Genomic DNA, 26,469 nt, shown 5'->3' on the forward strand with positions numbered 1-26,469 from the left:
CCAGCCCCTATACGGGAGAAGGTGGCGGCAGCCGGATGAGGGGCAGCGCACCTCAATCCAATCAGGCCGTACCACCCTTGTTCCAGCCCCTGCCCCGATCACCGAACATCACATAACCAGCATCCGTCACCGCCACCGTATCCTCCAGCTTGATGAAGCCGCGCGTCGGGTGAAGCATGGTGGTCTCCACCGACAGCACCATGTTTTTCTCCAGCGGCTTGGCGGCATAAGTGCCTTCATAAGTCACCGGATGGTTGGTCATCAGGAACGGCGCCTCATGCGTGATCAGGCCCATGCCGTGGGCGAAGAAATCCGTGTAGGGCGCGACCTTGGATGTCTTCAGCACACCCTCGGCGTGAGCAATCATGTCGCCGCCCAGCACACCTGCCCTCACCTTCGAGAAGGCCGCCTGTTGCACGGCCTCGACCTCGGCCAGCAGATCTTCCAGCTCCGCGTCCGGTTCGCCCAGAATGCCCATCCTGCAGAGGTCGCCTATATAGCCGTGATAATTACCGCCGGAATCGATCGACAGCACCTCGCCGTTCTTCCACGCCTGGCTTGACGAAGCGCGGTTGTGGCTGGAGCCCAGCGTTAGCAGGCAATATTCGAAATGCGCGCCGCGATTGGTCTCCTCGCGCCGGAGCTGCTCGATGATCTCGCTCTTTGTCGTGCCCTCGTGCGCCCAGGCGATGGTCGCCAGCATGGAATCCGTGATCAATTCGGAGGCGGTGCGCAGCTTTTCGAGCTCGGCGTCAGTCTTGATGGCGCGCATGCGCTCCAGCATGTCGGTCGCATCGATCAGCTGGGCGTCCGGCAGCGCCTTGCGGATCAGCGCATAGGCGTCCGATGGCAGGAAACCGGGTTCGATGCCGATGCGGGCACCGTCCTTGCCGATCTTCCTGACATGCTCGACCGCGAGATTGGCGGCATCGAGCGTGCCCCAGCAGGCGGCATGCAGCGTCGGCGTCCAGAACGGATGGTTCTGGTGCTCGCCGCCCTCCATGCGGTTGCCGATATAGGCCGCATGGTCCGGCCCGCCCTTCTCGTAGACGACGATTGGCAGGTAGCGGCTGTGGCCGATCGCATCCATGGCGGCGAAGAAGATGAACTTGTAGCCGCCCAACAGATACTGCGTGTTGTGCTTGGAGGTCGCAAGCAGCACGTCGATGCCGGCCTCCTCCATAAGCCGGTCGACCCTCGCCTGGTCGAATGGGATATTGCTGACGGCACTCTTGCCCGGCGCAATGTTCATCACTCTCTCCCTGAATTGCTCGGGATCGGTGCTGTTTCGCACTCGATCCGCCGGCTCGCGATCAAATCTGCACCATTTTTCTCACTGTGGTCTAGCCAGAATGTTTAGGACGCAACGCCCGGACGGTTACCAAACGTCATTTGTCCATATATCCGCAGATCTGGTCCTACCAGCCAGCCGAATTGAATGGACTTGTGCTAACTGGTCCAGCGGACGAAAATTTCAAAGCCAAGCAAGGATGCGCCAATTCCATCTCTGGCGAAACCCTCGGCAAGGCTCATAATCCCGCCGCAGGAATGCCGATGCACGCGCCGGCGTTCGAGGGGTGTTGTCGCGCCCGGTCGCGGAGAGGACGGAGTTCGATCATGTCAGGTTTCACCATTTCCAGGCGCACCATACTTACCGGCTCGGCAATACTGCTGGCCTCCACGGCCATGCCGACATCAAGCTGGGCACAGACGCCGAAGAAGGGCGGCCGGCTCGTGCTTGCCGCCGATTCCGAGCCACGCAATCTCAATCCGGCGATCGTCGCCTCCAACGGCGTCTTCTTCATCTCCAGCAAGATCGTCGAGACGCTGGCCGAAGCCTCCTTCGACGGCAAGGATGGGCTTGCACCTCGGCTGGCGGTGAGCTGGGAAGGGGCCGCCGACGGGTTGTCGGCGACGTTCAAGCTGCGCGAAGGAGTCAAATGGCATGACGGCAAGCCGTTCACCTCGGCCGACGTCGCCTTCTCGGCGCTGCAGATCTGGAAGCCGCTGCAGAATCTCGGCCGCACGGTGTTCAAGGACCTCAGCGCGGTCGACACACCAGACGATCTGACCGCAGTGTTCAAATTCGCCAAGCCGACGCCGTTCCAGCTGATCCGAAACGCCTTGCCGGCACTGTCGAGCGTCGTGCCGAAGCACGTCTACGAAGTCGGCAAGATCGAGGACAACCCGGCCAACAACGCACCCATCGGCACCGGGCCGTTCAAGTTCGGCGAGTACAAGGCCGGCCAGTATTACCGGCTGACGAAGAACACCGATTACTGGGGCAAGGACGAGCCATATCTCGACGAAATCATTTATCAGGTCCTGCCCGACCGTACCTCGGCCGCTGCCGCGCTCGAAGCCGAGGAAATCCAGCTCGCGGCTTTCTCCGCCGTGCCACTGGCCGACCTCGACCGCATCTCCAAGGTTCCTGGCCTGAAGGTCATCACCAAGGGTTATGAGGGCCTGACCTATCAACTCGTGGTCGAAATCAACCATCGCCGCAAGGAACTGGCCGACATCAAGGTGCGCCAGGCCATCGCGCATGCCATCGACAAGGATTTCGTCGTCAAGACGGTGTTCCTCGGCTATGCTGCCACCGCCACCGGCCCGGTGCCGAAGAACGATCCGCAATTCTACACCGCCGACGTGCCGACTTATGCCTTCGACGTCGCCAAGGCCAACGCGCTGCTCGATGAAGCCGGTTACAAGAAAGGCGCTGACGGCAACCGCTTCTCGCTCAAGCTCTTGCCGGCCCCTTATTTCAACGAGACAAAACAGTTCGGCGATTATTTGCGCCAGGCGCTCGCGGCAATAGGCATCGACGCGCAACTGGTCAACAACGACTCGGCGGCGCACATCAAGGCGGTCTACACCGACCACGCCTTCGACCTCGCGGTCGGCCCGCCGGTCTTCCGGGGCGATCCGGCCATCTCGACCACCATCCTGGTGCAGAGCGGCATTCCCGATGGCGTGCCGTTCTCCAACCAAGGCGGCTACAAGAACGACGCGCTCGACGCGCTGATCACCAAGGCCTCCGAAACGCTCGACACCACGGCGCGCACCGACCTCTACAAGGAGTTCCAGAAGCAGGTCGCGGCCGACCTGCCGCTGATCAACGTCGCCGAATGGAGTTTTATCAGCGTCGCCAGTGACAAGGTCGGCAACATCGCCAACAACCCGCGCTGGGCGGTTTCGAACTGGGCGGACACATATTTGGCAGGCTGATCTTCCTTGCGGATTGCCTGTCGGGGTGCTCAGCTCCGGAGAATGAGAGTTCCTTCGCGCCCCCCTCGGTCCTGCCGGACTGTCCAGCAGGACAGAGGGGGGCGCCGTAGGGCGCGACCTCTAGCGTCTGCAACCGGCGCCCTGTTGCCATGACCCGTGCCCTGGTCCTCCTCCGCCGTCGCCTCGTCGGCAGCATTTTCGTACTGCTGATCGTCGTCATCGGCACTTTCCTTTTGCTCGAAGCCGCCCCGGGTGATGCAGTCGACGCCTACATCGTCTCGACCGGCGGCGATGCCGGCATGATCGAGCTCTTGCGCCACCGCTGGGGCCTTGACCAGTCGGAGTTGACGCGGCTCGCCAACTATCTCTGGGCATTGCTGCATCTCGACCTCGGCCAGTCCGTCACCTTCTCCAGGCCGATCCGCGACGTCATCCTCGAGCGCTTGCCGACCACGCTCATCCTGATGGTCAGCGCCACCGCGCTCTCCTTCGGCCTCGGCTCGACGCTCGGCATCTATGCCGGCGCAAGGCCCGGCGGTTTGCGTGACCGTTTTCTCTCCGTCGCCTCGCTGGCGCTCTACGCGGTGCCCGGCTTCTGGCTCGGCCTGGTGCTGATCGTAATCTTCGCCGTCGACCTGCGCTGGCTGCCGGTCGGCGGCGTCGAGACGCTGGCCTCGGACAAGACCGGTCTGGACCGCGCCGCCGACATAGCTATCCATCTGGTGCTGCCGGTTTCCGCACTCGGCTTCATCTATCTGGCGCTTTATCTGCGCATGATGCGCGCCGGCATGGCCGAGGTCTGGCGCCAGGATTTTGTGCTGGCCGCCCGCGCCAGGGGGCTATCGCGCCGCCGCATCGTGCTCGCCCATGTCGCCCGCAACGCACTGCTGCCGCTGGTCACCATGCTCGGCCTGCAATCGGCGCAGATGCTGGGGGGCAGCGTCGTCATCGAGAGCGTCTTTGCCGTGCCCGGCCTCGGCCGGCTGGCGCAGGAAGCGGTGGCCGCGCGCGACACCCCCTTGCTGCTTGGCATCATCCTCACAAGCGCAGTGCTGGTCATCCTCATCAACCTTCTTGTCGACATCGCCTATGCCTTTCTCGATCCACGCGTCGGCGCCAGTGAGGCGGGCGCATGAACCGTCTGCGCCGTTTCTTGCGCACGCCCGAAGCGGTTGCCGGCACTATTCTTTTGACGGTGCTGTTTGCCATGGCGCTGTCGGCCTCGCTGCTGTTTCCCGGGGACCCGCAAGCGATTGCCGGCCCCGCGCTGCTGCCGCCATTCCAGGATTGGTCGCTGCCGCTCGGCACCGACCGGCTCGGCCGCGACGTACTGGCCGAACTGTTCCATGGCGCCCGTACCTCGCTTGCTGTCGGCCTTGCCGCGGCCGCCGCGGCCCTCGTCATCGGCGCGATCGTCGGCACGCTGGCCGGCTTTGCCGGCGGCCTCGTTGACGACGTGCTGATGCGCATCACCGACGCGTTCCAGACCGTACCTGGCTTCCTGCTGGCACTGGCCTTCGTCAGCGTGGTTGGCCCCTCGCTCGGCGTCGTCGTGCTGGCGATAGCGCTCGGCACCTGGACCGGGCCAGCGCGCATTGCGCGCGCGGAAGTGCTGTCGATCCGTGAGCGCGACTATGTCGCCGGTGCCCGCGTCATCGGCATGAGTCCGCTGGAGATCGCCTTTCGCGAAGTGCTGCCCAATGCCTTGCCGCCGGTGCTGGCGATGTCGTCGGTCATAGTCGCCGCCGCGATCCTCACTGAAGCGGCCCTGTCCTTCCTTGGCCTCGGCGATCCCAACCGCGTCACCTGGGGTGGAATGATCGCGGAAGGGCGCGCTGTCTTGCGCACCGCGCCGTTCCTCTCGATCGTCCCGGGCATTGCGCTGGTGCTGACGGTATTGGGCGTCTATCTCGCCGGCGAAGGCATCGTCGAGACGACGGCCGTGCGCAGGGGTCTGTCGTGACGGTGCTGGCGTCGATCCGCGATCTGACGGTGACCTACCGCCGCGATGGCAGCGAGGTCGCGGCGCTGAAGAACATTACTCTCAATGTCCAGGCAGGCGAACGGCTGGCGATCATCGGCGAGAGTGGTTCGGGCAAGAGCACGCTGGCGCTGGCGATCGCGGGGTTGTTGCCGCAGTCCGCCAGGGCAGAAGGGAGCATCGAGTGGTTCTCCCTTTCATCGTTGGGTGCCAAGGCACCCCGCTCTGTCCTGCCGGAGGGGGACCTCGCAGGGCGCAGGGGGCGAAAGTCTGCCTCCGTGCCAAACCATACCCTCCTCGGCGGCCGCGACATTGGCTTCGTCTTCCAGGACCCATCAGCCAGCCTCGACCCGGTGATGACCGTCGGCAAACAAATCGCGGAAGTGGTGCGCACCCATCTTGGTCTCGGCTGGCCAGCATCTTATGCCAGGGCAGAGACACTGCTCGAACGCGTCCACCTGCCCGACCCTGACTCCACCATTCACGCCTTCCCGCACCAGCTCTCCGGCGGTCAAAAGCAGCGTGTGGCCATTGCCGCCGCGATTGCTGCCGGGCCGAAACTGCTGATCGCCGACGAGGCGACCAGCGCGCTCGACACCGTCGTGCAGGCCGAGATCGTCGCTCTGATCCGACGGCTGGTGGCCGAGGACGGCATGACGCTGCTGTTTATCAGCCATGACATTGCGCTCGCCACCGAGCTTGCCGGACGCATCGCCGTATTTCGTCATGGCGAACTGATCGAAATCGGCGGCACTGGGCAAATCGTCAACGCACCGACGCAAGCCTATACACGCGCGCTGCTCGACGCCCATATCGGCCTCGACGCCGAGCCGTTGCTGAACCGAAGCGGGCTGAATGCATGAGCCTGCTCATGGTGTCCAATCTCATCAAACGCTATAGTCGCGGCGGCAAGGTCCTCGCCGCGGTGGACGATGTCTCCTTCCATATCGAGCCAGGCGAAACGCTGGCGCTGGCAGGCCCTTCCGGCAGCGGCAAGTCGACAATCGCGCGGCTGGTGCTGCGACTGATCGAGCCGGATAGCGGACGCATCGAATTCGAAGGCGATAATTTCCTTGCCTTGCGCGGCGCGGCCTTGCGTGCGCGCCGCGCCCGCCTGCAGATGGTGTTCCAGGATCCGCTCGCCGCCTTCAATCCGCGCGCCACGGTGGCGCGCGTCCTCGACGACCCCTTGCGCATCCACGGCGTCGCCTCGCGATCCGAGCGCCCGCGCCGCATCGCTGCCCTGCTAGAACGGGTCGGCCTGGCGGCCGATCTTGCGCCCCGCGCCATCCACGAAATCTCCGGCGGTCAGCGGCAGCGCGTGGCGATTGCCCGCGCCATCGCCACCAAACCGTCGCTGATCGTGCTTGACGAAGCGGTATCGGCGCTCGATGTTTCAGTGCGCGGCCAGATCCTCAATCTGCTGCTCGACCTGCAGCGCGAGGAACGGATCGCCTATCTCTTAATTTCGCATGATCTCGGCGTCGTCCGGGCGGTCGCCCACCGTGTCATCCTTCTCGATGCCGGTCGGATCGCCGAGAGCGGTGGTGCCCGAACCGTCATCGGTGCACCGCAATCGGCCATCGGCCAGGCGCTGGTGGCAGCCGCCCCGAGATTACACAGGACCACACAGGACGCATCATGACCGATCCCGAAGCCAGAGCCGAGAAACTGTCGCGCGAGCTCGATTCCGCCTTCCGCAACCGGGCCGATCTCTATCGCCTGTTCCTCGACGAACTCACCGGCGAAGTGGGCGCCGAAAGAGCCGAGGCGATCATGATCCGCACCATCGAACAGCGTGGTAGGGAGGTTGCAGCGGCCGCTTTTGCCGCCTTCGGCCCCAACGATGCGCCAGCAATCGGCGAGGCGTTTCTGGCTGTCAGCCCGGATGGCGGCCTGATGTACCCGACCGATGTCGAACGCGGCGATGACCGCATCGCCTTCAAGGTCAAGCGCTGCCCGCTGAAGGATGCCTGGGTCGAGGCTGGTGTCGGCGACGACAAGCTCGCGACCCTCTGCCGCATCGCCGGCGCCTTCGACCGCGGCCTCTTCGAGGCGACCGGCGTGCGCTTCGACAACATCACCTGGACGCCGGGCCGCGGCTCCGGCTGCTGCCACATCGTACTAACCAATCGAGATGCCGGCTAAGCAATTTATCGTCCTAAGAATGCGTTGAGGTTCAGCTCTGGCTGAGCCCAAAGCGGCTGATGCCGAGAACCGTAGCATCGCCTGAACATCGACACACGTTAACCCCCGACCATCAGCCGGACGACCTCATCATGGTTGGTCTCGGAAATCTTGCGCTCGCCGGCCTGGACGCCGCGCCGCAGCACGACGATCCGATCCGAGACCGCAAAGATATCCTGCAGATTATGCGAGATGAAGATCACGCCGCGTCCTTGCGCCTTGAGCTGGTGGATCAGCGAAATCACCTTGCGCTGCTCCGGCACGCCCAATGCCGCCGTCGGTTCGTCCATGATGAGGATCTGCGCGTCCCAGTAGACGGCGCGGCCGATGGCGACGGCCTGGCGCTGGCCGCCGGAGAAATTGCTGACCGGGGCGTTCATCCGGCTGACGTGGAAATCCAGCCGCTTCATCGTCTCCCTGGCCGCGTCGGCCATCGCCTTGCGGTCGAGCACCGGCAGAAAGCCGAACGCCTTGCGCATCGGTTCGCGGCCAAGGAAGATGTTGGCGCCGATCGATAGATTGTCGGCCAGGGCCAGATCCTGGTAGATCGTCTCGATGCCTTTTTCGCGCGCCTCCTGGGGCGTCGCGAATGCCACCGGCTGGCCACCGAGCAGGATTTCGCCGCCTGTCGGCTGGAACACGCCCGAGATCGCCTTGATCAGCGTCGTCTTGCCTGCACCATTGTCGCCGGCAAGCGCCACCACTTCGCCCGGCCGCACGGCCATGGAGAAATCACTGAGCGCACGCACGGCGCCGAAATGCTTGGACAGGTTGCGGACTTCGAGCAAGGGGGTGTTCGCGTTGGTGCTATTCATCCTGGCGGCCTCCACTGAACCGGCGCTGCGCCTGGTCTATGAGCACGGAAATGATGATGACGACGCCGACGGCGATGAACTGCCAGAACGGCTCGACATTGACGAAGACCAGCCCGTACTGGATCACCGCGATCACCAGCGCGCCGGCGACCGTGCCCAAGATCGTGCCGGAGCCTCCGAACAGGCTGGCGCCGCCGATCACCACCGCAGCGACGCTGTCGAGCAGCAACGGCTCGCCGGCTTGTGCCGCGCCGGCGGTGAAGCGCGCCGCGTAGAGCGCTCCGCCAAGGCCGGCGCACATCGCCGACAGCACATAGAGCCGCAATATGTGGCCCCTGATGTCGATACCGGCACGCCGCGCCGCCTGCACATTGGCGCCGATGGCATAATTGTGCTGGCCGAACCGCGTCTGGCCGAGCAGATAATGCATCGCGATGACGAAAACGGCAGCGATCATGACCAAATAAGGCACGCCGTGGAACTTGCCATTGCCGAGCAGCGCGAACCAGGAATTCTGCACCGGTACAGTCGTGCCGCCGGCAAGCAGGAAGGCGACACCGCGCGCCACGCCGAACATGCCGAGCGTACCGATGAACGGCGGCACCCTGAGGCGCGAGATTAGGAGGCCATTGATGATGCCGGGCAAGCTGGCGACGATCACCGCCGCAAGGATGCCAGCCAGCATGGCCAGCGGCAAGGGAATGGCGGCGCCCGCCAGATTTGTGGCATGTGCGGCAACGACGGCGGCAAGCCCCATGATGAAGCCGAGCGACAGATCGATGCCGCCCGAAATGATGACGAAGGTCTGTCCGGTCGCAAGCAGCAGCGGCGCTATCGCGAAGATCGCGATGGACTGCAAGTTGAACGGGTTGAGCACGAACGTCGCGCCGAAGGCGAACCTCGACCATATCTCGAAACAGATGATCAGGCCGGCGAGGAACAACCAGGCGCGCCCTTCGGCGATGCGTCCGATCAGGGTCCTGGCCGGATCGCCATGATCGGCCTGGGGCGCGACATGCTTCTCGGCCGGCTGGGCTGGTGATGTCGAGGTCATGAATACTCCGCGGCGCGGCTGCCTTTCAAACAGGCCTCGCCTTTTGCGGGACCCGGCACGAGCTCCCCCCGGCGATACCGGGAGGAGCCAAGCTCGTCTGGACCTACTCGGAGTAGAGATACTTCGAGATTTTCGGGTCCGCGATGTTGGACTTGTCCATGATCGTGAAGCCGGTGCCGATCGCGACCGGGATCGACTGACCGGTCAGATGGGCATAGGCCGAAACAACCCCGAAATAGCCGATCTCGGCGGGATGCTGGGCGATTGCCACATCCACGAGGCCGGTATTGATGTTGTCGACGATGCTGGTCGGTGCATCGAAGGCAACGACCTTGACGGTGCCCGTCTGGCCCGCCTGCTTGACGCCGTTGGCGGCACCCAGGGCCGAGAACAGATTGGCGCCGAACACGCCGACGAGATCGGGATTGCGCGCGAAGACAGCCTGCAGCTGCGAGGCCGCCTTGTTGGCGTCGTCATCATTGAATTGGGTCTCCAGCACGGTGATGCCCGTATGCTTGGCCATCTCCTTCTTGAATCCCTCTTCGCGCTGGTCGGTGGTCGAAATGCCGGGCTTGACGTTCGACACATAGACCTTGCCCTTGTCGCCGATGGCGGTGGCCAGCGCGCGCGCGGCGATCTCGCCGCCCAGCACATTGTCCGAGGCAATGTAGGCCAGCGGGAAATCGGCATCGCCGGCACCGGTCTGGTAGACGCCGCTGCCGATGAAAGTATCGACTGTTATGACCGGGATGCCGGCGTCATTGGCCTTGCGCAGCGGCTCGACCAGTTGAACCTTGTCGGTCGGCGCGATCAGGATCGCATCCGGCTTCTTGGCGATGACCGCGTCGAGCACCGGCACCTGGGTGACCGGGTTGAAGTCTGGAGCGCCCTGGAAGACCAGGTTCACGCCGAGCGCATCGGCCGCCGCCTGGGCACCCTTGCGCATGGTGATGTAGAAGCCGTCGGTGGTGAGGCCTGGAATGAGCGCAATGGTGTATTTCTTGTCCTGCGCCTGCGCGGGCGCCATCAGCACCGTCGCGCTGACGGCAAGTACCGCGAGCGCGGCAACGATCTTCTTCATGACATCCTCCTCATTGTTGGCAGTTCTGCCGTTTTCGGTGACATTGGAATGGCCGTCATCCGCACGGAGGCAGGATGCCGACGGCCGGGAACGCCTGTTGCCTTTCGCGGGCAGCTCCTCCCAAGCGCCCTCCAGTCTAAATGTCAGCCGGTCCAGCCAACCGGCACAATCGCCGTGCTCGCTTTCCTCGCCTCCGCGAGGTCAGGGAACCACCGCGTCCGGCATGCCTGCACGCCGGGTTCGCAGTTTGTAACACTTTGCAGAAATAAATTGCAACACGGTTTTTTCCGAGGCCGCAACGCCGGCTTTTCCAGGCATCATCCGACTGCTCCTCGGAGTCCCCGGCGAACTATCGTCCCGACTCCCCGGCGACACAATCGATTTCGCAACAGCTTCTCTCCGCGCCGACAGCGAGGCATCAGTCCGGCAGCTATCGCGTTGCAAGAACCGCGAGGATGGCCTGCGCCGTCTTGGTATCCGTTACCAGCGCGTTGATCAGCCGGGCGCGAGCGGCGCCAATGATGGCCGTCGCTTTTTCCGGCGTCGCGGCGATGCCGATCACCAAGGGCACGGCCCGAAGTTGCGCCGGCGACATGGCGATCATCCGGCCCTCTCCTTCCCAGGCTATCAGCACGCCATCGGCATCGAAATAATGCCGAAGGACATCGCCGGCCGCGTGGACCAGCGCCTGCTCGCTCGGCGTGGCGGCACTCGCCTCGGGCGCGTTGATGGCATGCGGCAGGCCAATGCCGACGATCGCCACATCAGTCCTGTCCCACAGCGCGACGGCATCGCGGATGGTGGCGTCTCCGAGGAAGACCTCGCGCAGCTCGCTCGACGGCAGATAGGGGGCGTGGATGAAGTGCGGCGTGCCGCCGAACTCCTCCGCGGCAAGCCGCACGAATTCGTTGACCTGGAAATGCGCCGCGTGCTGCTGCATGCCGCCGGTTGCGGCCACCGTCAGCACGCCTGGCATGCGCGGCAAGCCGGCTCGAATGACCTCGCGCACGGCCCGCCCCCAGCCGATGGCGACCACAGAGCCGGCCACCAGCTGCACCTGCCTGAGCAAAGCGCCAAGCGGGGCGGAAAGCGCCGTCAGCGCGCCCGCCGCCGGCGTTTCGACAACGGCGGCGTCCCGCAATTTCAATCCGTCGACAAGTTCCCTGGTGATATCTTCCGGCGTTGCCAGGTCGATGACCTCGATGCGCACGATACCCTCGGCCCGCGCCCGCTGCAGCAGGCGCGAAATCGTCGCGGTGGAGACACCGAGCTGCCGCGCTATGTCGACCTGCGACATTTCCTCCACATAGTGCAGCTTGGCAACCGTGTGCAGCATGGTGCGCGATGCAGTCGCGTCCTGGACGGAGGGAACAGACAGCTTGCAATTCCTTTCAGCAACGTGTTACACACGTATACGCCGATGGGAGTTATCGCGCAAATCCGGTGAACTCGCAACTTGAGGGCCATACCAGGCCAAGCGCCGGCAAGGCTGCTTATCGCAGCGGCCGGCGATGCCTCAGGCGGCTAAAATCTTCCTGCCGGCAGGCGGGCAAACTGACCATTGTTTCCACGGGATCAGCGCCCTCGGCGAGAGAGCGCCAACATCGGACAGAAGACCATGACGAAGATGACCACCGCGGAACGGCGCGGCTACCAGCAGATATGCGGCAAGGACGGAGCCATGGTGGCCATCGCTTGCGACCAGCGCGGCGGCATGCGCACCTTGCTGGCGTCGGACCCCGCGGACCAGGCCAGGATCACCAACGACATGCTCGGCGACACCAAGGCCGACATCACGCGCTACCTGGCAAGTGCCGCCTCCTGCGTGCTGCTCGATCCGCTCTGCGCGGTGCCGCGGGTTGTCGATGAAGGCGTGCTGAACCGGGATACCGCACTCCTCATCGGCCTCGACGCCTCCGGTTTCGACGTTTCGCCAGAAGGCTACCGCCTGTCTCGGCTGGTTCCCGACATCGATGCTCGGCGCGTGCGCGAACTCGGCGGCACGGGCGGCAAGATCATGGTGTATCTGCGGGCCGACAAGCCGCAGGCCAACGAACACAACATCGCCATCCTGCGCCAATGCATCACCGACTTCGGCAAGGAGGACCTGCTGCTCGTGGTCGAATTCCTGACCTATCAGCTTGAAGGTGAAAGCCCCGAGGACTATGCGGCCAAGACACCCTTGCTGATCGAGGAGGGTACAAGGATCTCGCTGGAATGCGGCGCGAAGGTGCTGAAGCTTCCCTACCCCGGAACACCGGAAGCCTGCGCCAACATTACAAAAATGGCCGGCGAAGTGCCGTGGGCCGTGCTTTCGGCTGGCGTCAACCACGCCACCTTTCTCGGCCAGGTCGAGATCGCCATGCAAAACGGCGCCTCCGGTGTGATCGCCGGCCGTTCACTGTGGAAGGACTGCATCTCGCTCGACCGTGACATTCAACGCGAAAGGCTTGAGACCATCGCGGTGCCGCGACTGCGCGAGATCCAGGCGGTGATCGGGCACTATCGGCAGAAGGCCGCCGCCTGATATCCTGTTGGATCACAGGCACGTGCAGGATGTCATGCCACAAAAGTCGATGGCCATAGGGATCGATATCGGCGGCACCAATTTGCGTGCCGCCCGCATCTCCGGCACCGGTGAAATCCTCAAACGCCTTTCCGAGAAGAGCGCGCCCGATCCGGAACTGGTGCTTGGCCGCATTGCCGACATGGTGCGCCTTCTCGATACGCCTGATGTGGTGGCCATCGGCGTCGGTGTTCCCGGCCGCGTCGACGCGCGCCGCGGCGCGGTCCTGTCGGGAGGCTACGTCAACCTTGCCTCGGTCGCGCTCGCGCAGCGGCTGGAAAGCATGGCTGGCAAGCCTGTTGTCCTCGACAATGACTGCAATATGGCGCTGGCCGCCGAGATGGTCCTTGGCGCCGGCCAAGGCCACGACAACATCGCGATGTTCACCATCGGCACAGGCATCGGCGGCGCCGTCGTCCAGAACCGACGGATCATGCGCGGCCGGGCAACGGCGGGGCAACTTGGCCACATTACCGTCGACGTCAACGGCGAGGTCTGCGCCTGCGGGCGGCGCGGCTGTGTCGAAACCACCAGTTCCGGCACGGCACTTGGCCGCCACATCGCGCGCGCCGGCTTTGGCCCCGACGTTTCGGTCGACCAGCTCTTTGCCCGCGACGCGGCCGGCGACATCAAGGCGCGCGGCATATTGGAGGCCTGGGCAAGGCCGCTGCGCGCGGCGATCGATACCACCGTCGCCATGTTCGACCCCGATCTCGTCCTGCTTGGCGGTGGGCTTGGCCTGGCGGCACACAGAGCGCTCGGCCACGCGCCGGCGCTGGCGCCGTGGTACCAATGCCCGGTGGCGCCGGCGCAGCTCGGCGACGATGCTGGTGTGATCGGCGCCGCGCTGCAGGCGCTTTCGGCGCAGACATCGACATCGCTTTCCGTTCAGCCTGGCCGCGCCAGACGCGCCGTGCTCGTCAACGGCATCCCGGCCAGCGGCAAGAGCACGGTGTCACGCGGCATCGCCGATCGCATGGGATGGCCGCTGCTTGCACTCGATACCGTCAAGAATCCGTTCCTCGAAGTGCTCGGCGGCGCCGACCGCCAATTCAATCGCACGCTCGGCCGCGCCAGCTACCAGGCAATCTGGTCGCTCGTCGGCGACGCCCCTGCCGGCAGCACCTTCATCGTCGATGCCTGGTTCGGTTTCCAGCCACGGCAAGTGCTCGAAGATCACCTGCGCAAGGCCGGCGTCGAACACACCGTCGAAATCTGGTGCCACGCGCCCGGCGAGGTTCTGGCCGAACGCTATGGCGCCCGGCTCGGCCAGCGCCTCCCCGGCCATCCCGGCGCTGCCTATATCCCTGAACTGGTTGAGCTGGCTAAGCGCGCCGAACCGCTGCGGCGCGGGCCGCTGTTCGAGGTCGATACGACGCAACCGATCGACTTCGATGCCATCGCCGCATGGCTGCGCGCGACCCTGGCCAGCGACGCCTGAGCCGCTTCCGGTGCCAGCGCCGGTTACGCCGGTGGCAGCCGAAGCGTCGCGCGGGCGATCTGCCAGGCGGATTCGACATGCCGCCGCGCCGCCGCTTCAGCCTCGTCGGGCTTGCGCGATCTGATGGCATCCATGATCTCGGTCATCTCGGCAATCGCCGGTGCGCGGCGGTTGGTCGAAAGAATAGTCATGGAACGCAGCTGGTTAATGCGCACATTGAGCCCGGTCACGATCTCCCAGGCGACGCGCTTGTCGGCTGCCTCGAAAAGCACTTCGTAGAATTTCGTTGTCGCCCGCATCACCTCGGCCGGCTTGCCGGACGCCCAGGCTTCGAAAAGATTGGCGAGCGCCCTGTCGAGCAGGGTCAGTTGCGCGTTCGTCGCCGACATGGCGCAGGCACGCGCGGCTATGCCTTCGAGCAGGGCCCTGAGCTCATAGATCTCGTCGGTTCGGCCAAGGTCCGGCTTGGCCACCGCCGGCCCGTGCCCCGGTATCATCTGCACCAGGCCTTCAGCCTCTAGCTGCCGCAAGACCTCGCGTACGACCGAACGGCTGACGCCGAGCTGGTCGCAAAGCGGCCGCTCGACCAGCCTTTCGCCGGGCTGGAAATGGAAATCCATGATCGCCTCGCGCATGCGCTCCAGCGCCAGTGTTCTCAAGGTCTTGGCGCTGCGGTCGATGCGAAGCGTGTCGTCTGACATGGGCGGCCTCCTGCCTCGCCACGAAAACAGATTCCATGGCCGGTTGACAAGTTTCTTGGCGCTCCATATCATGGTATACCATAAGATGATATGGCATCGACGACCGAGGACTTCATGCAGCCCGTCATTCGCAAGATCGTCACCTACACCGAAAACACGCTGATTGAGGGCGGCAAGGCAGCGCCTCGGCCGCTGCGCCTGATCGGTGTCGCGGCAGTGCTTGCCAATCCGTGGGCCGGACGCGGCTTCACCGACGATCTGTCGTCCGAAATCCGCGCCTGTGCGCCAGTGCTGGGAGAGACGCTGACCCGGGAAATCATCGCCGTCGCCGGTTCGGGCGACGCCATCGAGGGCTACGGCAAGGCCGCGATCTGCGGCACGTCGGGCGAGATCGAACACGCTTCGGCACTGATCCACACGCTGCATTTCGGCAATTACTACCGCCGTGCCGTGGGCGCCAAGACCTATCTCGCCTTCACCAATCTGCGCGGCGGCCCGAACACACCGATCATGATCCCGCTGATGGACAAGAACGACGAGGGTAGGCGCTCGCACTACCTGACAGTGCATTTCCAGATCGGCGACGCGCCGGCGCCGGACGAGTTGGTGGTGGCGCTCGGCGCCTCGATCGGCGGCCGGCCGCACCATCGTATCGGCGACCGCTACCAGGACCTCAAGGAAGTGGGCGACCTGCATGGCTGACGCACCCGCATCGGCATGGGCTCGACAGGGTACGGCGCCTGATGGCACCGGCTTCATTCGAGCCGGCTCGGGCGCGCCGGTACTGTTCATCCATGGCGTCGGCATGAATGCCGCGATCTGGCAGCCGCAGATCGACAGGATGGCCGGCAGTTGGGATGTGATCGCCATCGACATGCTCGGCCATGGCCGGTCGCCGCTCCCGCCACCGAGCCCAGAACTGGCCGACTATGCCGATCAGGCCATTCGCTTGCTCGATTATCTCGGGCTCGACAAGGTGTCGGTCGTCGGCCACTCGATGGGCGCGCTCGTCGCCCAGGAGCTTGCGTTGCGGGCACCGCAGCGCGTTCGCGGCATCGTATCGCTGAATGCTGTGTTCCGGCGCCCACCAGAATTGGCCGAGGCTGTCCGTCAGCGCGCGGCTGCCCTCACCGACCGGGGCGACGCGGCTGGCACGGCACAGACCATTGCCCGATGGTTCGGGGATCCGGTGCCCGCCGAACTCGAGGCGGCGGCGGGCAAGACGGCGTCCGCGCTCAGCGCGGTCGACCCGGAAGGCTACGCCCGCACCTATCGCCTGTTCGCCCGCGCCGACGGCGACCACGCCGAGCGCCTGCAAACGCTTGCCGTGCCGGCTCTGTTCATGACCGGGTCCGAGGACAGGAACTCCTCGCCAGCGATGTCGGCCGCTCTGGCACGGTTGGCGCCGCATGGCCGCTGCATCGTGCTTGCCGGCGAACGGCACATGATGGCGGTGGCCGCACCGGACCGCACCACGCGCCGCATCGTCGGCTTCCTCGAAGCAGCGGAGCGAGGGAACGGGACGGTGACTTCTGGTTTCGACAGCGGCGACTTCCGCCGCGCGCTCGGCTCCTTCCTTACCGGCGTCACCATCGTCACCACGATCGGGCCCGAAGGCGAGCCGCGCGGCTTCACAGCCAACTCCTTCACCTCGGTGTCGCTCGATCCGCCGCTGGTACTCGTCTGTATCGCCCATAAAGCCTTGGGCCATCCCGTCTTCGCCACCTCGAAGAGCTTCGCCATCAACATCCTCAATGAGGATCAGAAGGCGGCGTCCGGCATCTTCGCCTCGAAAGCGGCCGACAAATTCGCCTCCGTGGCCTGGCGTCCAGGACAGACCGGCAGTCCGTTGCTGGACGGCTCGGTCGCGTCCTTCGACTGCGACATGGAGCGGCTGGTCGACGCGGGAGACCATTCCATCCTTATCGGCCGCGTACGCGATTTCGAGCACAACTCCTCGCAGCCTCTCGGCTACTGCCGCGGCGCCTATATCGCACCCGGCCTAAGCCAGGAGGCGCTTGCCGCCGCCCAGCCCGGCACCGATGTCGGCGCCATTCTCGAAAATGGCGGCAGGATCCTATTCCTGGAAACGGCTGATGGCTTCGAACTGCCGCGCGGCCGGGGACTGGGCTCGGCCGGCGATGGCACGAGCCTCCGGGGCCTGCTTGCCGCCAAGGCTATCGAGGCCCAACTCGGCTTCCTTTTCGCCGTCTGGGACAACGCTGGCAATTCGTCGCGCACGCATGTTTATTATCGCGGCACGTTCGACGTGCCCGCCTCCAGCGATCGTGGCATCCGGCTGGTCGACATCGACGCGATCGGCGACTTGAAGATCGTCGATCCGGCGGTCCGCTCGATGCTTACCCGCTATGTCAGGGAATGCATGCAGGACGCCTTTGGCGTCTATGTCGGCAATGAGATGGAAGGCGAAGTCAGACCGCTGGGCAAAGCGCCCACGTCCGCTGCCTCCTATACAGGTGACCACAGATGAAGTTCTCGCTCTTCGTGCATATGGAACGGTCGGATCTCGCCAAGCCGCATTCGGAGCTGGTGAGCGAGCTCGAGGAATTGGTCCTGCAAGCGGAGCAGGCCGGCTTCGAGACGGCCTGGATCGGCGAGCATCACGGCATGGAATTCACCATCTCGCCGAACCCGTTCGTCAACATCGCCTATCTGGCGGCCAAAACCAGCCGCATCCGTCTCGGCACGGGCACGATCGTTGCGCCATTCTGGCATCCGATCAAGCTTGCCGGCGAAGCGGCGATGGCCGACGTCATCAGCGGCGGCCGGCTCGACATCGGCATCGCGCGCGGCGCCTACAGTTACGAATATCAACGTCTCTTTCCCGGTCTCGACGCCTGGGGCGCGGGCCAGCGCATGCGTGAGATGGTGCCGGCGATCCGTGGCCTATGGGACGGCGATTTCGAACTCTCCGGCGAGTTCTGGTCATTCCCGCCGACCACTTCCTCGCCCAAGCCCTTGCAGAAACCATATCCGCCGATCTGGGTAGCGGCGCGCGACCCGAACTCGCACGATTTTGCGGTCGTCAACCACTGCAAGGTCCAGGTAACGCCGCTGGCTTCAGGCGACGACGAGGTGTCGAGCCTGATGCAGCGCTTCAACGCTGCTTGTGACGCGCATCCCGACATCGCCCGGCCGGAAATCATGCTCTTGATGCACACATTCGTCGCCGAGGATGCGGCCGACGCCGATCGGCTCGCCCGGGACCTGTCGAATTTCTACTGCCAGTTCGGCGCCTGGTTCCAGAACAAGAAGCCGGTGCATCAAGGCGTATTGGAGCCGCTCACAGAGGATGAGATCGCCGCGATGCCGCACTATGCGCCGGACAAGATCAGGCAGAATCTGGTGATCGGCGAAGCCGACGAAGTCATTGCCCGGCTGAAGGCCTATGAGGCACTCGGTTACGACCAGTACTCGATCTGGATCGACAGTGGGCTCTCGCACAAACGCAAGAAGAAATCGCTGCAACTGTTCATCGACCGGGTGATGCCGGCCTTCCTCTGATAGCGAGCCCATGACCGACGCTCTTTTCAGGAACTTCATCGACGGCCGCTTCGACGAGCCGTCCGCGACTTTCGACAGCATCGATCCGTCGACCGGCGCGCCATGGGCCAGGATGCCGGCGGCGAGCGAAGCCGATGTCGACCGTGCGGTCGAGGCGGCGCACCGGGCGCTGCGTTCGGGCCCGTGGACGGCGATGACCGCCACCGCGCGCGGCAAACTGCTGGTCAAGCTCGGCGACCTCGTCGCCGCCGATGCCGGGCGTCTTGCCGAACTCGAGACACGCGACACCGGCAAGATCATCCGCGAGACCCGTGCCCAGATCGCCTATGTCGGCGACTACTACCGCTATTATGGCGGGCTCGCCGACAAGCATGAAGGCGCGCATGTGCCGATCGACAAGGCGGATCTCGACGTCACCATCCGCCGCGAGCCGATCGGCGTCGTTGCCGCGGTCGTGCCATGGAATTCGCAGCTCTTCCTCTCCGCCGTCAAGCTCGGCCCGGCGCTGGCCGCTGGCTGCACGGTCGTGCTCAAGGCCTCCGAGGACGGCCCGGCGCCGTTGCTCGCCTTCGCCGAACTCGTCCAGCAGGCCGGCTTTCCCGAAGGCACTGTCAACATTCTCACCGGCTTCGGCCAGGATTGCGGCCGCCGCCTGACCAGCCATCCGCTGGTTTCGCGCGTCGCCTTCACCGGCGGCCCATCCACTGCGCGTGCGATCGTCAGGAACACGGCGGAAAATCTCGCCTATACGACGCTCGAGCTCGGCGGCAAGAGCCCGGTCGTCGTCTTCGCCGATGCCGATCTCGACAGCGCCGCCAACGCGGTGGTGGCCGGCATTTTTGCCGCGACCGGCCAAAGCTGCGTCGCCGGCTCGCGACTGCTGGTCGAAGGTTCGGTGAAGGACGAGTTCCTCGCCCGGCTGAAGCTCAAGGCCGAGGCGATCAGGATCGGCGATCCGCAGGACCCGGCCACCGAAATGGGTCCGCTCGCCACGCAACGTCAGCGCGACTGGATCGAGAAGATCGTCGCGGAAAGCCTCGCCAAGGGCGGCACGCTGATCACCGGAGGGACACGCCCCGGCGGCCCCGGCTTCTACTACGCGCCGACCATCATCGATGCCGGCGACGGCAATCTGGCATGCGTGCGCGAGGAATTGTTCGGGCCTGTGCTCAGCGTGCTTGCCTTCGACTCCGAAGCACAAGCGCTGGCGCTCGCCAACGACACCCCCTTCGGCCTGGCTTCCGGCGTGTTCACCAGCAATCTCGGCAAGGCGCACCGCATGGCGCGCGACATCCATGCCGGCGTCGTCTGGGTCAACACCTACCGCGCCGTGTCGCCGCTCGTTCCCTTCGGCGGCTACGGCCATTCCGGGCTCGGCCGCGAGGGCGGCCTCGATGCCATCAGAGACTATACGCGCTCGAAATCCGTCTGGATCAAGACCTCGGACGAGCCGATCCCCGATCCCTTCGTCATGCGCTGAACAGCGCGTGGCGCAGGTGCACTGAGAAAAACAAGAACAGACCAACAGAGGAGAACAAAATGAAACTGATTTTGACCGGCATTCTGGCCGGACTGCTCGCGGTGACCGCAGCCAAGGCCGATGAAATTGCGTTCACCAGCTGGGGTGGCACAACGCAGGAAGCACAGACCAAATCCTGGGCAGCGCCCTTCGAGGCCAGCTCCGGCATCAAGGTCCTGCAGGACGGGCCGACCGACTACGGCAAGCTCAAGGCCATGGTCGACGCCGGCAACGTCACCTGGGATGTCGTCGACGTCGAAATGGACTTCGCCATCAAGGCCGCCAAGGATGGCCTGCTGGAGCCTATCGACTATGCGATCGTGCCCAAGGCCGATCTCGACCCCCGCTTCAGCAATGAGCATGCCGTCGGCAGCTTCTACTATTCCTTCGTGCTCGCCTGGAACAAGGGCGCGGTCTCCGGTGACACGGCGAGCTGGGCCGACATGTTCGACACCAAGAAGTTCCCCGGCAAACGGACCTTCTACAAATGGTCGGCGCCGGGCGTCATCGAGATCGCACTGCTCGCCGACGGCGTCCCGGCGGACAAGCTCTATCCGCTCGATCTCGACCGCGCCTTCAAGAAGCTCGACACCATCAAGTCGGACATTGTCTGGTGGAGCGGTGGTGCGGAGTCGCAGCAGCTGATCGCCTCCGGCGAGGCCGCCTTCGGCCAGCTCTGGAACGGCCGCGTCTTCGCGTTGCAGCAGGACGGAACCGATGTCGGCGTCTCCTGGAAGCAGAACCTAACCGCCGCCGACGTTCTTGTCATCCCGAAAGGGGCGAAGAACAAGGATAGCGCCATGAAGTTCCTGGCCGCGGCCACCAGCCCGGCCGGCCAGGCGAAATTCGCCGAGGCCAGCGGCTATGCGCCGATCAATACCAAGGCCAAGGCCGAGATGCCGGCCGATGCGGTCAAGGCCCTGCCCGACGCTCATGTCGAAGGCCAGATCAACCTCGACATGAACTACTGGGCCGAGCATCGCGACGAGATCGCCACGCGCTGGTACGCCTGGCAGACCAAGTAGCGCCACAGAAACCGACGGGGCGCGGGAACCGCGCCCCGTTCGGGTAACGGGAACCGGCCGATGCAAGGAAATTCTCTCAGACGCGGTGCCATTGCCGGCCTGCCGGCCGGCAGCGGCGGCGCCTTGCCGGCCGTCGTTCTGGTCGGCCTGTTCTTCGTCGTACCGGTCGTCGCCCTTTTGCTGCGCAGCGTCACCGATCCCGAGCCCGGTCTGCAGAACTACGCCGCGCTGTTCGGCAGCGGCACCTATGTGCGCGTATTCCTGAACACCTTCCTCGTCGCCGCCGTCGTCACCACCGTCACCATCGTGGTGGCGTTTCCGGTCGCCTGGATGCTGGCGATCATGCCGCCGGCCTTCGGCTCGCTCGTCTTCGGCATCATCATCCTGTCGATGTGGACCAACCTCCTCACCCGGACCTATGCCTGGATGGTGCTGCTGCAACGCACAGGGGTGATCAACAGGACGCTGATGGGGCTGGGCATCATCCAGGAGCCCCTGCCGCTGATCAACAATCTCACTGGCGTCACCATCGGCATGGTCTACATCATGCTGCCCTTCATGATCCTGCCGCTGGTCGGCACGCTGCGCGCCATCGACCCGATGACGCTGCGCGCCGCCGCCCTTTGCGGGGCAACCCCGTTCCAGGCCTTCCGCCGTATCCTGTTGCCGCTGTCGCTTCCCGGCATCGCCGCTGGCGGGCTGATGGTCTTCGTCATGTCGCTTGGCTACTTCGTCACGCCTGCCCTGCTCGGCGGCACGTCCAACATGATGCTGGCCGAGATGATCGCCCAGACGGTGCAGTCGCTGCTCAACTGGGGGCTCGGCAGTGCGGCCGCCTTCGTCCTGCTCGTCGTCACCATGGCGCTTTACGCGCTCCAGCTTCGTCTGGTCGGCGCCAAGCGCCCCGCCGGAGGGCTCTGACATGCTGCTCGACTATGACAGGCTCGGATGGCTGCGCATGGCGCTTGCCGGCTTTACCGCGCTGGTCGCGGCTTTTTTGCTGCTGCCGGTGGTTTTCATCGTGCTCTTGTCGTTCGGCTCCTCACGCTGGCTTGCCTTCCCGCCGCCCGGCTGGACGCTGAAATGGTACGAGCAGCTGTTGGCGGACCCGACCTGGATCGATGCCGCGCTGACCAGCGCAAAAATCGCCGCCATGGCCGCCATCCTCGCCGTCATCATTGGCCTGTTCGCATCCTTCGGTTTGATCCGGGGTGAATTTCGCGGGCGCCAGATCCTGCGTGGGCTGCTGCTGACGCCCATGGTGCTGCCAGTGGTGGTGTTCGCCATCGCCGTCTACGCTTTCTTCCTGCGCATCGGGCTGGCCGGCACCACGATCGGCTTCGTCATCGCGCACACCGTCCTGGCACTGCCCTTCGCCATCATTCCGATCACCGCCGCGCTCGAGGGTTTCGACAAGTCCATCGAGGACGCGGCCATCGTCTGCGGCGCCAGCCCGCTGCAGGCACGGCTGCGGATCACCTTGCCCTCGATCCGGATCGGCATCTTCTCGGCGGCGATCTTTTCCTTCCTCGCCTCATGGGACGAGGTCGTGGTGGCGATCTTCATGGCGAGCCCGACCTTGCAGACCTTGCCGGTGAAGATCTGGGGCAGTTTGCGCGCCGACCTCAGTCCGGTCGTCGCCGCCGCCTCCAGCCTGCTCGTCGGCCTGACCTTGTGCCTGATGATCGTGACCGCACTCCTTCGCAGAAAATTATCGAGATGACCCGGCCATTCCTATCTATACGCGCGGTGAGGAAGACGTTCGGCGCCTTCGTCGCCGTCCACGATGTCACCATCAATGTGCCCAAAGGCGAATTCCTGACCTTCCTCGGGCCGTCCGGCTCCGGCAAGTCGACGACGCTCTATGCGATCGCCGGTTTCCAGGACCCGTCCTCCGGCGACGTCCTGCTGGAGGACAAGTCGCTGCTTTCAGTGCCGTCGCACAAGCGCAACATCGGCATGGTCTTCCAGCGTTACACGCTGTTTCCACATCTGAGCGTTGCCGAGAACGTCGCCTTTCCGCTGCGTGTACGCGGCCGCCCCGACGCCGAAGTGAAAAGGAAAGTCGCCGACATGCTGGCGCTGGTGCGGCTGGAGAATTTCGCCGGCCGCTATCCCGGCGCGCTATCGGGCGGCCAGCAGCAGCGCGTGGCGCTTGCCCGTGCGCTCGCCTACGATCCGCCGATCCTGCTGATGGACGAGCCGCTGTCGGCGCTCGACAAGAAACTGCGCCAGGAGATCCAGGCCGAGATCCGCCGCATCCACCGTGAGACCGGTGTCACCATCCTCTATGTCACCCACGATCAGGAAGAGGCGCTGCATCTGTCGGATCGCATCGCCCTGTTCAAGGAAGGGCGCATCGAGCAGATCGGCACCGGCGAGGATCTTTATCTCAGGCCAGCCAGCGAGTTCGTCGCCGGCTTCATCGGCAACTCGAATTTCCTGCCCGCCGAGCATCTGGAAACCGCCAATGGCGCATCGACCGTGCGCCTGGCCGACGGTTCGGTCGTGAGCGGCGTGAAGACGACGCAGGCCTTCGATCGCGGCCAGAAGGCCCGCCTGATGGTGCGCCCCGAGGCGTTCCGGCTGACGCCCGGACCTGCATGCGCAGCGCTCGCCGTCGAGATCGTCGATACCGCCTTCTTCGGTGACCGCAAGCGCGTCGTGGCGCGTACCGCTGCCGGCGATGAGATCGATGTCAGGCCGACTTCGGATGCGGTGGAGCCGGATAGCGCGGATTGCGCCATGGACAGGCGGATCTTTTTCGATCCTGCTTCCGCCTTCCTGTTTCCAGCCTGAAGCCGCCAAGCCTGCCCTTGAAACCACAGCGGCGTTTCCGCCGGCGGTCCGCACGACCAGGCCTGTCGCCCGTAACGCCGGGCCATGAGCACGAAATCACCGCCAGCCTCGCAGCCGGCATCAATCAGTAGCCGACGGTGAAGCGCTGCCTGACATGCGTCGGCTTCTCGATCTCGTCGACCATGGCAATGGCATAGTCCTCGAAGGAAATGCTGCTGCCCTTGTCCGAGATGAGAAGCGTGTCTTTGCCAAGGCGGAACTTGCCGGTGCGCTCGCCTGGGACGAACAGGGCCGACGGCGACAGGAAGGTCCAGTCGAGATCGCCGACCGTCTTGAGCTTATCCAGGAAGTCTGCGCCCTTCTGTGCTTCGGCCTTGTAGATCGCAGGGAATTCGGGCGTATCGACCAGCCGCTTGCCGGGCGCCACTTCAAGACTGCCCGCGCCGCCCACGACGACATAGCGCTTCACGCCAGAGGCACGCACCGCGGCGATCAGCGTGTCGGGGTCGCTGTCCACGAAATGCACTGAGCTGATCACTACGTCGTGTCCACGGATCAAATCGGCGAGACCTTGCCGGTCGAAGACATCGCCCTTCCTGGCGGTCACGCCGGGCAGCGCCACGATCTTTTCCGGGCTGCGGGCGATGCCGGTGACCGTATGGCCACGGTCGGAGAGTTCCTTGAGCAGGCGCGAACCGACAGCGCCGGAGGCGCCGATGAGAGCAACTTTTGCCATGTCTTCTTCTTCCGTTTCCTGTTGGAGGGCTGATTGATGGAGATCATGCCGCCGCGATATGGGCGACGAGATTGTCGAAGCTGCTGAACAACGCGTTCGAACCGATGAGCCGGGGCGCTTCGTTGCGGATGACCGCCAGCGAAGGCACGCCATTTGAATGCAAGCGCTGGAACAGCGCGCGGCCACGATTGACCAGCTCGAGGTGCGCCGTCAGCAAGGTTTCGGTCGGGTTCTTCAGGATCGCGGCGGCATCTATCATGCCAGCGTCGGCGAGCACGGCAGCCACGCCTTCGACAGTTACGATATCGCAACCGTCGACGTAGCGCGCACGTTGGATCGCCTTGAGAGCGGTCGACCGGCGGCTGGGGTCTTCCAGGCCGGCGGCGCTGATGCCGAGGGTCGCGGCATGCGAGTCTAGCAAGGTGCCCCGGATGCCGAGGACATTGCTCTGATAAGCCTGCGTGAAGGCTTGTCCGGTTAGACGTTCGATACGCTGGTCGTTTGCCCAGGCGTGAGCGGCAAAACCTTCATCCATTGGCCTCGCGCCCGCTCCCGAAAACAGGCCGGTCGGCAGCAATTCGACGCGCACGCCGTTGGCCACCAATTTGTCCAGCATCGGGGTGGCGCCGTAGCACCAGCCGCAGAGCGGATCGAAAAGATAAGTCACGTCCAACTGAGCCATGATTACCTGATATCCCTTGGCGCGGCGTGTCCGCGATCTGGCCGTCAAATGTCTTGCTCCTTTGTGGCAGACGACGATCTTGCGATAAATGGCCTCCAATCATATAAACTGTCTGATCTGATCAGACAAAAAGCGAGTGCCGTGGCCGACCTGCTGAACCTCAATCGTCTCGTCTATTTCACCACTGTCATGGAGACCGGCTCTTTCACATCGGCAGCCGACCGGCTTGGCGTCGCTAAAGCCGTGGTAAGCCATCAGATCGGCAAGCTCGAGGAGGAATTGGGGGCGACACTCATGCGACGCACGACGCGGCGTGTCGCGCCGACCGAAGAGGGACGCCTCTTCTATGATCGCGCGGTGATCATCCTGCGGGAAGCGGAGGCCGCCTATGGCGAGATTTCGCGCGCGACCGTCGAACCGGCGGGAATGTTGAGACTAACGGCGCCGCTCGACTACGGCTCGAAGATGGTTGCGCCGGTCATCGCTGCCTATCTGAGCACTTATCCGCATATGCGCGTCGAGGCGATCTTCGACGATGCGGTAAGCAATCTGGTCGACGAGGAGATCGACCTCGGCATTCGCGTCGGCTGGCTTGCCGATTCCTCCAACCAGGCGCGGCGCCTGGGCACGATACGGCAGATCGTGGTGGCAAGCCCTGCGTTCGCCGCAAGCTTGCCGCAAGGCGTAAGCCCCCGCCGGGCGCGATCACTGGCCTGGGTCGGAAACGCCCAGCTTCGGGGCATCAGCCAATGGCTGTTTTCAAGGGATGACGACAAGGTGCTGACCGAACTCAACCCGGTCGTCACATGCGACAAGAGCCCGGCTGCCCATGCCTGCGTGCTTGCCGGCATAGGGCTGGGCGTATTTCCCGACTACAGCGTCAGCGACGACATCGCCGAGGGGCGGCTGGTGCCGGTCTTTGCCGACTGGGCCTTGCCCACCGGCGGCATCCACGCTGTCTTTCCGCCGGCAAGGTTCCGGCCCGCCAAGGTGCGCGCGTTTGTGGATCTGCTCGCCACCGCCGAGAAGAAACGATCGCGCGGCAGCGTTATGCGTAAGCGGTGTTTTCGGGCCACCTTTCGGGAGTGATCGCGATCTGTGAGGTTGCCGATTCTGTATTGGGATCGGA

General features: G+C 64.5%; 25 protein-coding genes. 17 read left to right on the forward strand and 8 right to left on the reverse strand.

Annotation, left to right across the window (positions count from 1 at the left end; translation table 11 throughout):
* Positions 1-61 precede the first annotated feature (61 nt).
* Positions 62-1,252 carry a Xaa-Pro peptidase family protein gene (locus tag FJ492_RS15470; RefSeq protein WP_140770738.1) on the reverse strand — a complete coding sequence of 397 codons (1,191 nt, stop codon included), beginning with the start codon at positions 1,250-1,252 and terminating at the stop codon, positions 62-64.
* Between the two features lie 365 nt (positions 1,253-1,617).
* On the opposite strand from FJ492_RS15470, the gene FJ492_RS15475 reads away from it, so the two are divergent.
* From FJ492_RS15475 to FJ492_RS15500, 6 genes are all read left to right on the forward strand, one after another.
* Positions 1,618-3,228, forward strand: a complete 1,611-nt coding sequence (locus tag FJ492_RS15475; RefSeq protein WP_140770740.1) for an ABC transporter substrate-binding protein — start codon at positions 1,618-1,620, stop codon at positions 3,226-3,228.
* A gap of 149 nt (positions 3,229-3,377) precedes the next feature.
* The gene (locus tag FJ492_RS15480) at positions 3,378-4,364 is read left to right on the forward strand and encodes an ABC transporter permease (RefSeq protein ID WP_140770742.1); all 987 of its coding nucleotides are present in this window, start codon (positions 3,378-3,380) and stop codon (positions 4,362-4,364) included.
* Positions 4,361-5,191, forward strand: a complete 831-nt coding sequence (locus tag FJ492_RS15485) for an ABC transporter permease (protein WP_140770744.1) — start codon at positions 4,361-4,363, stop codon at positions 5,189-5,191. Before FJ492_RS15480 ends, FJ492_RS15485 begins: the two co-directional genes overlap by 4 nt.
* A complete protein-coding gene (locus FJ492_RS15490) occupies positions 5,188-6,072 on the forward strand; it encodes an ABC transporter ATP-binding protein (RefSeq protein ID WP_140770746.1) in 885 nt (294 codons plus the stop codon). The genes FJ492_RS15485 and FJ492_RS15490 overlap by 4 nt, the downstream gene beginning before the upstream one ends.
* Positions 6,069-6,854, forward strand: a complete 786-nt coding sequence (locus FJ492_RS15495; RefSeq protein WP_140770748.1) for an ATP-binding cassette domain-containing protein — start codon at positions 6,069-6,071, stop codon at positions 6,852-6,854. The genes FJ492_RS15490 and FJ492_RS15495 overlap by 4 nt, the downstream gene beginning before the upstream one ends.
* Positions 6,851-7,357, forward strand: coding sequence for an L-2-amino-thiazoline-4-carboxylic acid hydrolase (locus FJ492_RS15500; protein WP_140712156.1), 507 nt, complete (start codon positions 6,851-6,853; stop codon positions 7,355-7,357). The genes FJ492_RS15495 and FJ492_RS15500 overlap by 4 nt, the downstream gene beginning before the upstream one ends.
* Before the next feature lie 98 nt (positions 7,358-7,455).
* Here FJ492_RS15500 and FJ492_RS15505 read toward each other — a convergent pair whose 3' ends face one another.
* From FJ492_RS15505 to FJ492_RS15520, 4 genes are all read right to left on the reverse strand, one after another.
* Positions 7,456-8,211, reverse strand: coding sequence for an ATP-binding cassette domain-containing protein (locus tag FJ492_RS15505; protein ID WP_140503133.1), 756 nt, complete (start codon positions 8,209-8,211; stop codon positions 7,456-7,458).
* Positions 8,204-9,265 (reverse strand): ribose ABC transporter, encoded by a 1,062-nt coding sequence (locus tag FJ492_RS15510; protein WP_027144622.1) that lies wholly within the window; start codon positions 9,263-9,265, stop codon positions 8,204-8,206. Before FJ492_RS15510 ends, FJ492_RS15505 begins: the two co-directional genes overlap by 8 nt.
* A gap of 103 nt (positions 9,266-9,368) precedes the next feature.
* Positions 9,369-10,346 carry an ABC transporter substrate-binding protein gene (locus FJ492_RS15515; protein ID WP_140503137.1) on the reverse strand — a complete coding sequence of 326 codons (978 nt, stop codon included), beginning with the start codon at positions 10,344-10,346 and terminating at the stop codon, positions 9,369-9,371.
* Between the two features lie 430 nt (positions 10,347-10,776).
* The gene (locus FJ492_RS15520) at positions 10,777-11,682 is read right to left on the reverse strand and encodes a sugar-binding domain-containing protein (protein ID WP_140770750.1); all 906 of its coding nucleotides are present in this window, start codon (positions 11,680-11,682) and stop codon (positions 10,777-10,779) included.
* A gap of 282 nt (positions 11,683-11,964) precedes the next feature.
* On the opposite strand from FJ492_RS15520, the gene FJ492_RS15525 reads away from it, so the two are divergent.
* Both FJ492_RS15525 and FJ492_RS15530 read left to right on the forward strand, forming a co-directional pair.
* Complete coding sequence (locus tag FJ492_RS15525) at positions 11,965-12,873, forward strand: tagatose-bisphosphate aldolase (RefSeq protein ID WP_140503141.1); 909 nt, start codon at positions 11,965-11,967, stop codon at positions 12,871-12,873.
* A 34-nt stretch (positions 12,874-12,907) separates the two neighbouring features.
* On the forward strand, positions 12,908-14,353 hold the full coding sequence (locus FJ492_RS15530; protein WP_140745089.1) for an ROK family protein: 1,446 nt from the start codon (positions 12,908-12,910) through the stop codon (positions 14,351-14,353).
* Between the two features lie 23 nt (positions 14,354-14,376).
* Here the strand turns inward: FJ492_RS15530 and FJ492_RS15535 are convergent, their stop codons facing one another.
* Positions 14,377-15,054, reverse strand: a complete 678-nt coding sequence (locus FJ492_RS15535; RefSeq protein WP_140770752.1) for a GntR family transcriptional regulator — start codon at positions 15,052-15,054, stop codon at positions 14,377-14,379.
* A gap of 114 nt (positions 15,055-15,168) precedes the next feature.
* Here FJ492_RS15535 and FJ492_RS15540 point away from each other — a divergent pair, with 114 nt between their 5' ends.
* Genes FJ492_RS15540 through FJ492_RS15575 form a run of 8 tightly spaced genes read left to right on the forward strand, consistent with a single transcriptional unit; the run spans position 15,169 to position 23,922 of the window.
* Entirely contained in the window at positions 15,169-15,756 is a 588-nt protein-coding gene (locus FJ492_RS15540) for an amino acid synthesis family protein (RefSeq protein ID WP_140503465.1), read from the forward strand.
* Positions 15,749-17,545 (forward strand): alpha/beta fold hydrolase, encoded by a 1,797-nt coding sequence (locus FJ492_RS15545; protein WP_140770754.1) that lies wholly within the window; start codon positions 15,749-15,751, stop codon positions 17,543-17,545. The genes FJ492_RS15540 and FJ492_RS15545 overlap by 8 nt, the downstream gene beginning before the upstream one ends.
* Positions 17,542-18,579, forward strand: a complete 1,038-nt coding sequence (locus FJ492_RS15550) for an LLM class flavin-dependent oxidoreductase (protein WP_140770756.1) — start codon at positions 17,542-17,544, stop codon at positions 18,577-18,579. Before FJ492_RS15545 ends, FJ492_RS15550 begins: the two co-directional genes overlap by 4 nt.
* A gap of 10 nt (positions 18,580-18,589) precedes the next feature.
* Positions 18,590-20,059, forward strand: a complete 1,470-nt coding sequence (locus FJ492_RS15555; protein ID WP_140745081.1) for an aldehyde dehydrogenase — start codon at positions 18,590-18,592, stop codon at positions 20,057-20,059.
* 59 nt (positions 20,060-20,118) lie between these two features.
* Positions 20,119-21,123: an ABC transporter substrate-binding protein gene (locus FJ492_RS15560; protein ID WP_140770758.1), complete on the forward strand. Its 1,005-nt coding sequence runs from the start codon at positions 20,119-20,121 to the stop codon at positions 21,121-21,123.
* A gap of 60 nt (positions 21,124-21,183) precedes the next feature.
* Positions 21,184-22,044 carry an ABC transporter permease gene (locus FJ492_RS15565; protein WP_140503155.1) on the forward strand — a complete coding sequence of 287 codons (861 nt, stop codon included), beginning with the start codon at positions 21,184-21,186 and terminating at the stop codon, positions 22,042-22,044.
* A gap of 1 nt (position 22,045) precedes the next feature.
* Positions 22,046-22,846, forward strand: coding sequence for an ABC transporter permease (locus FJ492_RS15570; protein ID WP_140503157.1), 801 nt, complete (start codon positions 22,046-22,048; stop codon positions 22,844-22,846).
* Complete coding sequence (locus tag FJ492_RS15575; protein ID WP_140770760.1) at positions 22,843-23,922, forward strand: ABC transporter ATP-binding protein; 1,080 nt, start codon at positions 22,843-22,845, stop codon at positions 23,920-23,922. The genes FJ492_RS15570 and FJ492_RS15575 overlap by 4 nt, the downstream gene beginning before the upstream one ends.
* Before the next feature lie 124 nt (positions 23,923-24,046).
* Here FJ492_RS15575 and FJ492_RS15580 read toward each other — a convergent pair whose 3' ends face one another.
* Together FJ492_RS15580 and FJ492_RS15585 are read right to left on the reverse strand one after the other, a co-directional pair.
* Positions 24,047-24,658: an NAD(P)-dependent oxidoreductase gene (locus tag FJ492_RS15580; protein ID WP_140770762.1), complete on the reverse strand. Its 612-nt coding sequence runs from the start codon at positions 24,656-24,658 to the stop codon at positions 24,047-24,049.
* Between the two features lie 43 nt (positions 24,659-24,701).
* Positions 24,702-25,340, reverse strand: coding sequence for a DsbA family protein (locus tag FJ492_RS15585; RefSeq protein WP_140770764.1), 639 nt, complete (start codon positions 25,338-25,340; stop codon positions 24,702-24,704).
* Between the two features lie 141 nt (positions 25,341-25,481).
* Between FJ492_RS15585 and FJ492_RS15590 the strand changes: the two genes are divergently transcribed.
* Complete coding sequence (locus FJ492_RS15590) at positions 25,482-26,429, forward strand: LysR family transcriptional regulator (RefSeq protein ID WP_140770766.1); 948 nt, start codon at positions 25,482-25,484, stop codon at positions 26,427-26,429.
* Positions 26,430-26,469 lie beyond the last annotated feature (40 nt).

Source organism: Mesorhizobium sp. B2-5-4, from assembly GCF_006441095.1.
GTDB lineage: Bacteria > Pseudomonadota > Alphaproteobacteria > Rhizobiales > Rhizobiaceae > Mesorhizobium > Mesorhizobium salmacidum.

Coding starts and splice junctions, on each gene's coding strand:
- FJ492_RS15560 (WP_140770758.1), top strand. CDS start 20,119: ATGAAACTGATTTTGACCGGCATTCTGGCCGGACTGCTCGCGGTGACC.
- FJ492_RS15500 (WP_140712156.1), top strand. CDS start 6,851: ATGACCGATCCCGAAGCCAGAGCCGAGAAACTGTCGCGCGAGCTCGAT.
- FJ492_RS15535 (WP_140770752.1), bottom strand. CDS start 15,054: ATGTCAGACGACACGCTTCGCATCGACCGCAGCGCCAAGACCTTGAGA.
- FJ492_RS15520 (WP_140770750.1), bottom strand. CDS start 11,682: ATGCTGCACACGGTTGCCAAGCTGCACTATGTGGAGGAAATGTCGCAG.
- FJ492_RS15515 (WP_140503137.1), bottom strand. CDS start 10,346: ATGAAGAAGATCGTTGCCGCGCTCGCGGTACTTGCCGTCAGCGCGACG.
- FJ492_RS15485 (WP_140770744.1), top strand. CDS start 4,361: ATGAACCGTCTGCGCCGTTTCTTGCGCACGCCCGAAGCGGTTGCCGGC.
- FJ492_RS15510 (WP_027144622.1), bottom strand. CDS start 9,265: ATGACCTCGACATCACCAGCCCAGCCGGCCGAGAAGCATGTCGCGCCC.
- FJ492_RS15505 (WP_140503133.1), bottom strand. CDS start 8,211: ATGAATAGCACCAACGCGAACACCCCCTTGCTCGAAGTCCGCAACCTG.
- FJ492_RS15565 (WP_140503155.1), top strand. CDS start 21,184: ATGCAAGGAAATTCTCTCAGACGCGGTGCCATTGCCGGCCTGCCGGCC.
- FJ492_RS15530 (WP_140745089.1), top strand. CDS start 12,908: ATGCCACAAAAGTCGATGGCCATAGGGATCGATATCGGCGGCACCAAT.
- FJ492_RS15545 (WP_140770754.1), top strand. CDS start 15,749: ATGGCTGACGCACCCGCATCGGCATGGGCTCGACAGGGTACGGCGCCT.
- FJ492_RS15540 (WP_140503465.1), top strand. CDS start 15,169: ATGCAGCCCGTCATTCGCAAGATCGTCACCTACACCGAAAACACGCTG.
- FJ492_RS15585 (WP_140770764.1), bottom strand. CDS start 25,340: ATGGCTCAGTTGGACGTGACTTATCTTTTCGATCCGCTCTGCGGCTGG.
- FJ492_RS15575 (WP_140770760.1), top strand. CDS start 22,843: ATGACCCGGCCATTCCTATCTATACGCGCGGTGAGGAAGACGTTCGGC.
- FJ492_RS15470 (WP_140770738.1), bottom strand. CDS start 1,252: ATGAACATTGCGCCGGGCAAGAGTGCCGTCAGCAATATCCCATTCGAC.
- FJ492_RS15580 (WP_140770762.1), bottom strand. CDS start 24,658: ATGGCAAAAGTTGCTCTCATCGGCGCCTCCGGCGCTGTCGGTTCGCGC.
- FJ492_RS15525 (WP_140503141.1), top strand. CDS start 11,965: ATGACGAAGATGACCACCGCGGAACGGCGCGGCTACCAGCAGATATGC.
- FJ492_RS15475 (WP_140770740.1), top strand. CDS start 1,618: ATGTCAGGTTTCACCATTTCCAGGCGCACCATACTTACCGGCTCGGCA.
- FJ492_RS15495 (WP_140770748.1), top strand. CDS start 6,069: ATGAGCCTGCTCATGGTGTCCAATCTCATCAAACGCTATAGTCGCGGC.
- FJ492_RS15480 (WP_140770742.1), top strand. CDS start 3,378: ATGACCCGTGCCCTGGTCCTCCTCCGCCGTCGCCTCGTCGGCAGCATT.
- FJ492_RS15555 (WP_140745081.1), top strand. CDS start 18,590: ATGACCGACGCTCTTTTCAGGAACTTCATCGACGGCCGCTTCGACGAG.
- FJ492_RS15570 (WP_140503157.1), top strand. CDS start 22,046: ATGCTGCTCGACTATGACAGGCTCGGATGGCTGCGCATGGCGCTTGCC.
- FJ492_RS15550 (WP_140770756.1), top strand. CDS start 17,542: ATGAAGTTCTCGCTCTTCGTGCATATGGAACGGTCGGATCTCGCCAAG.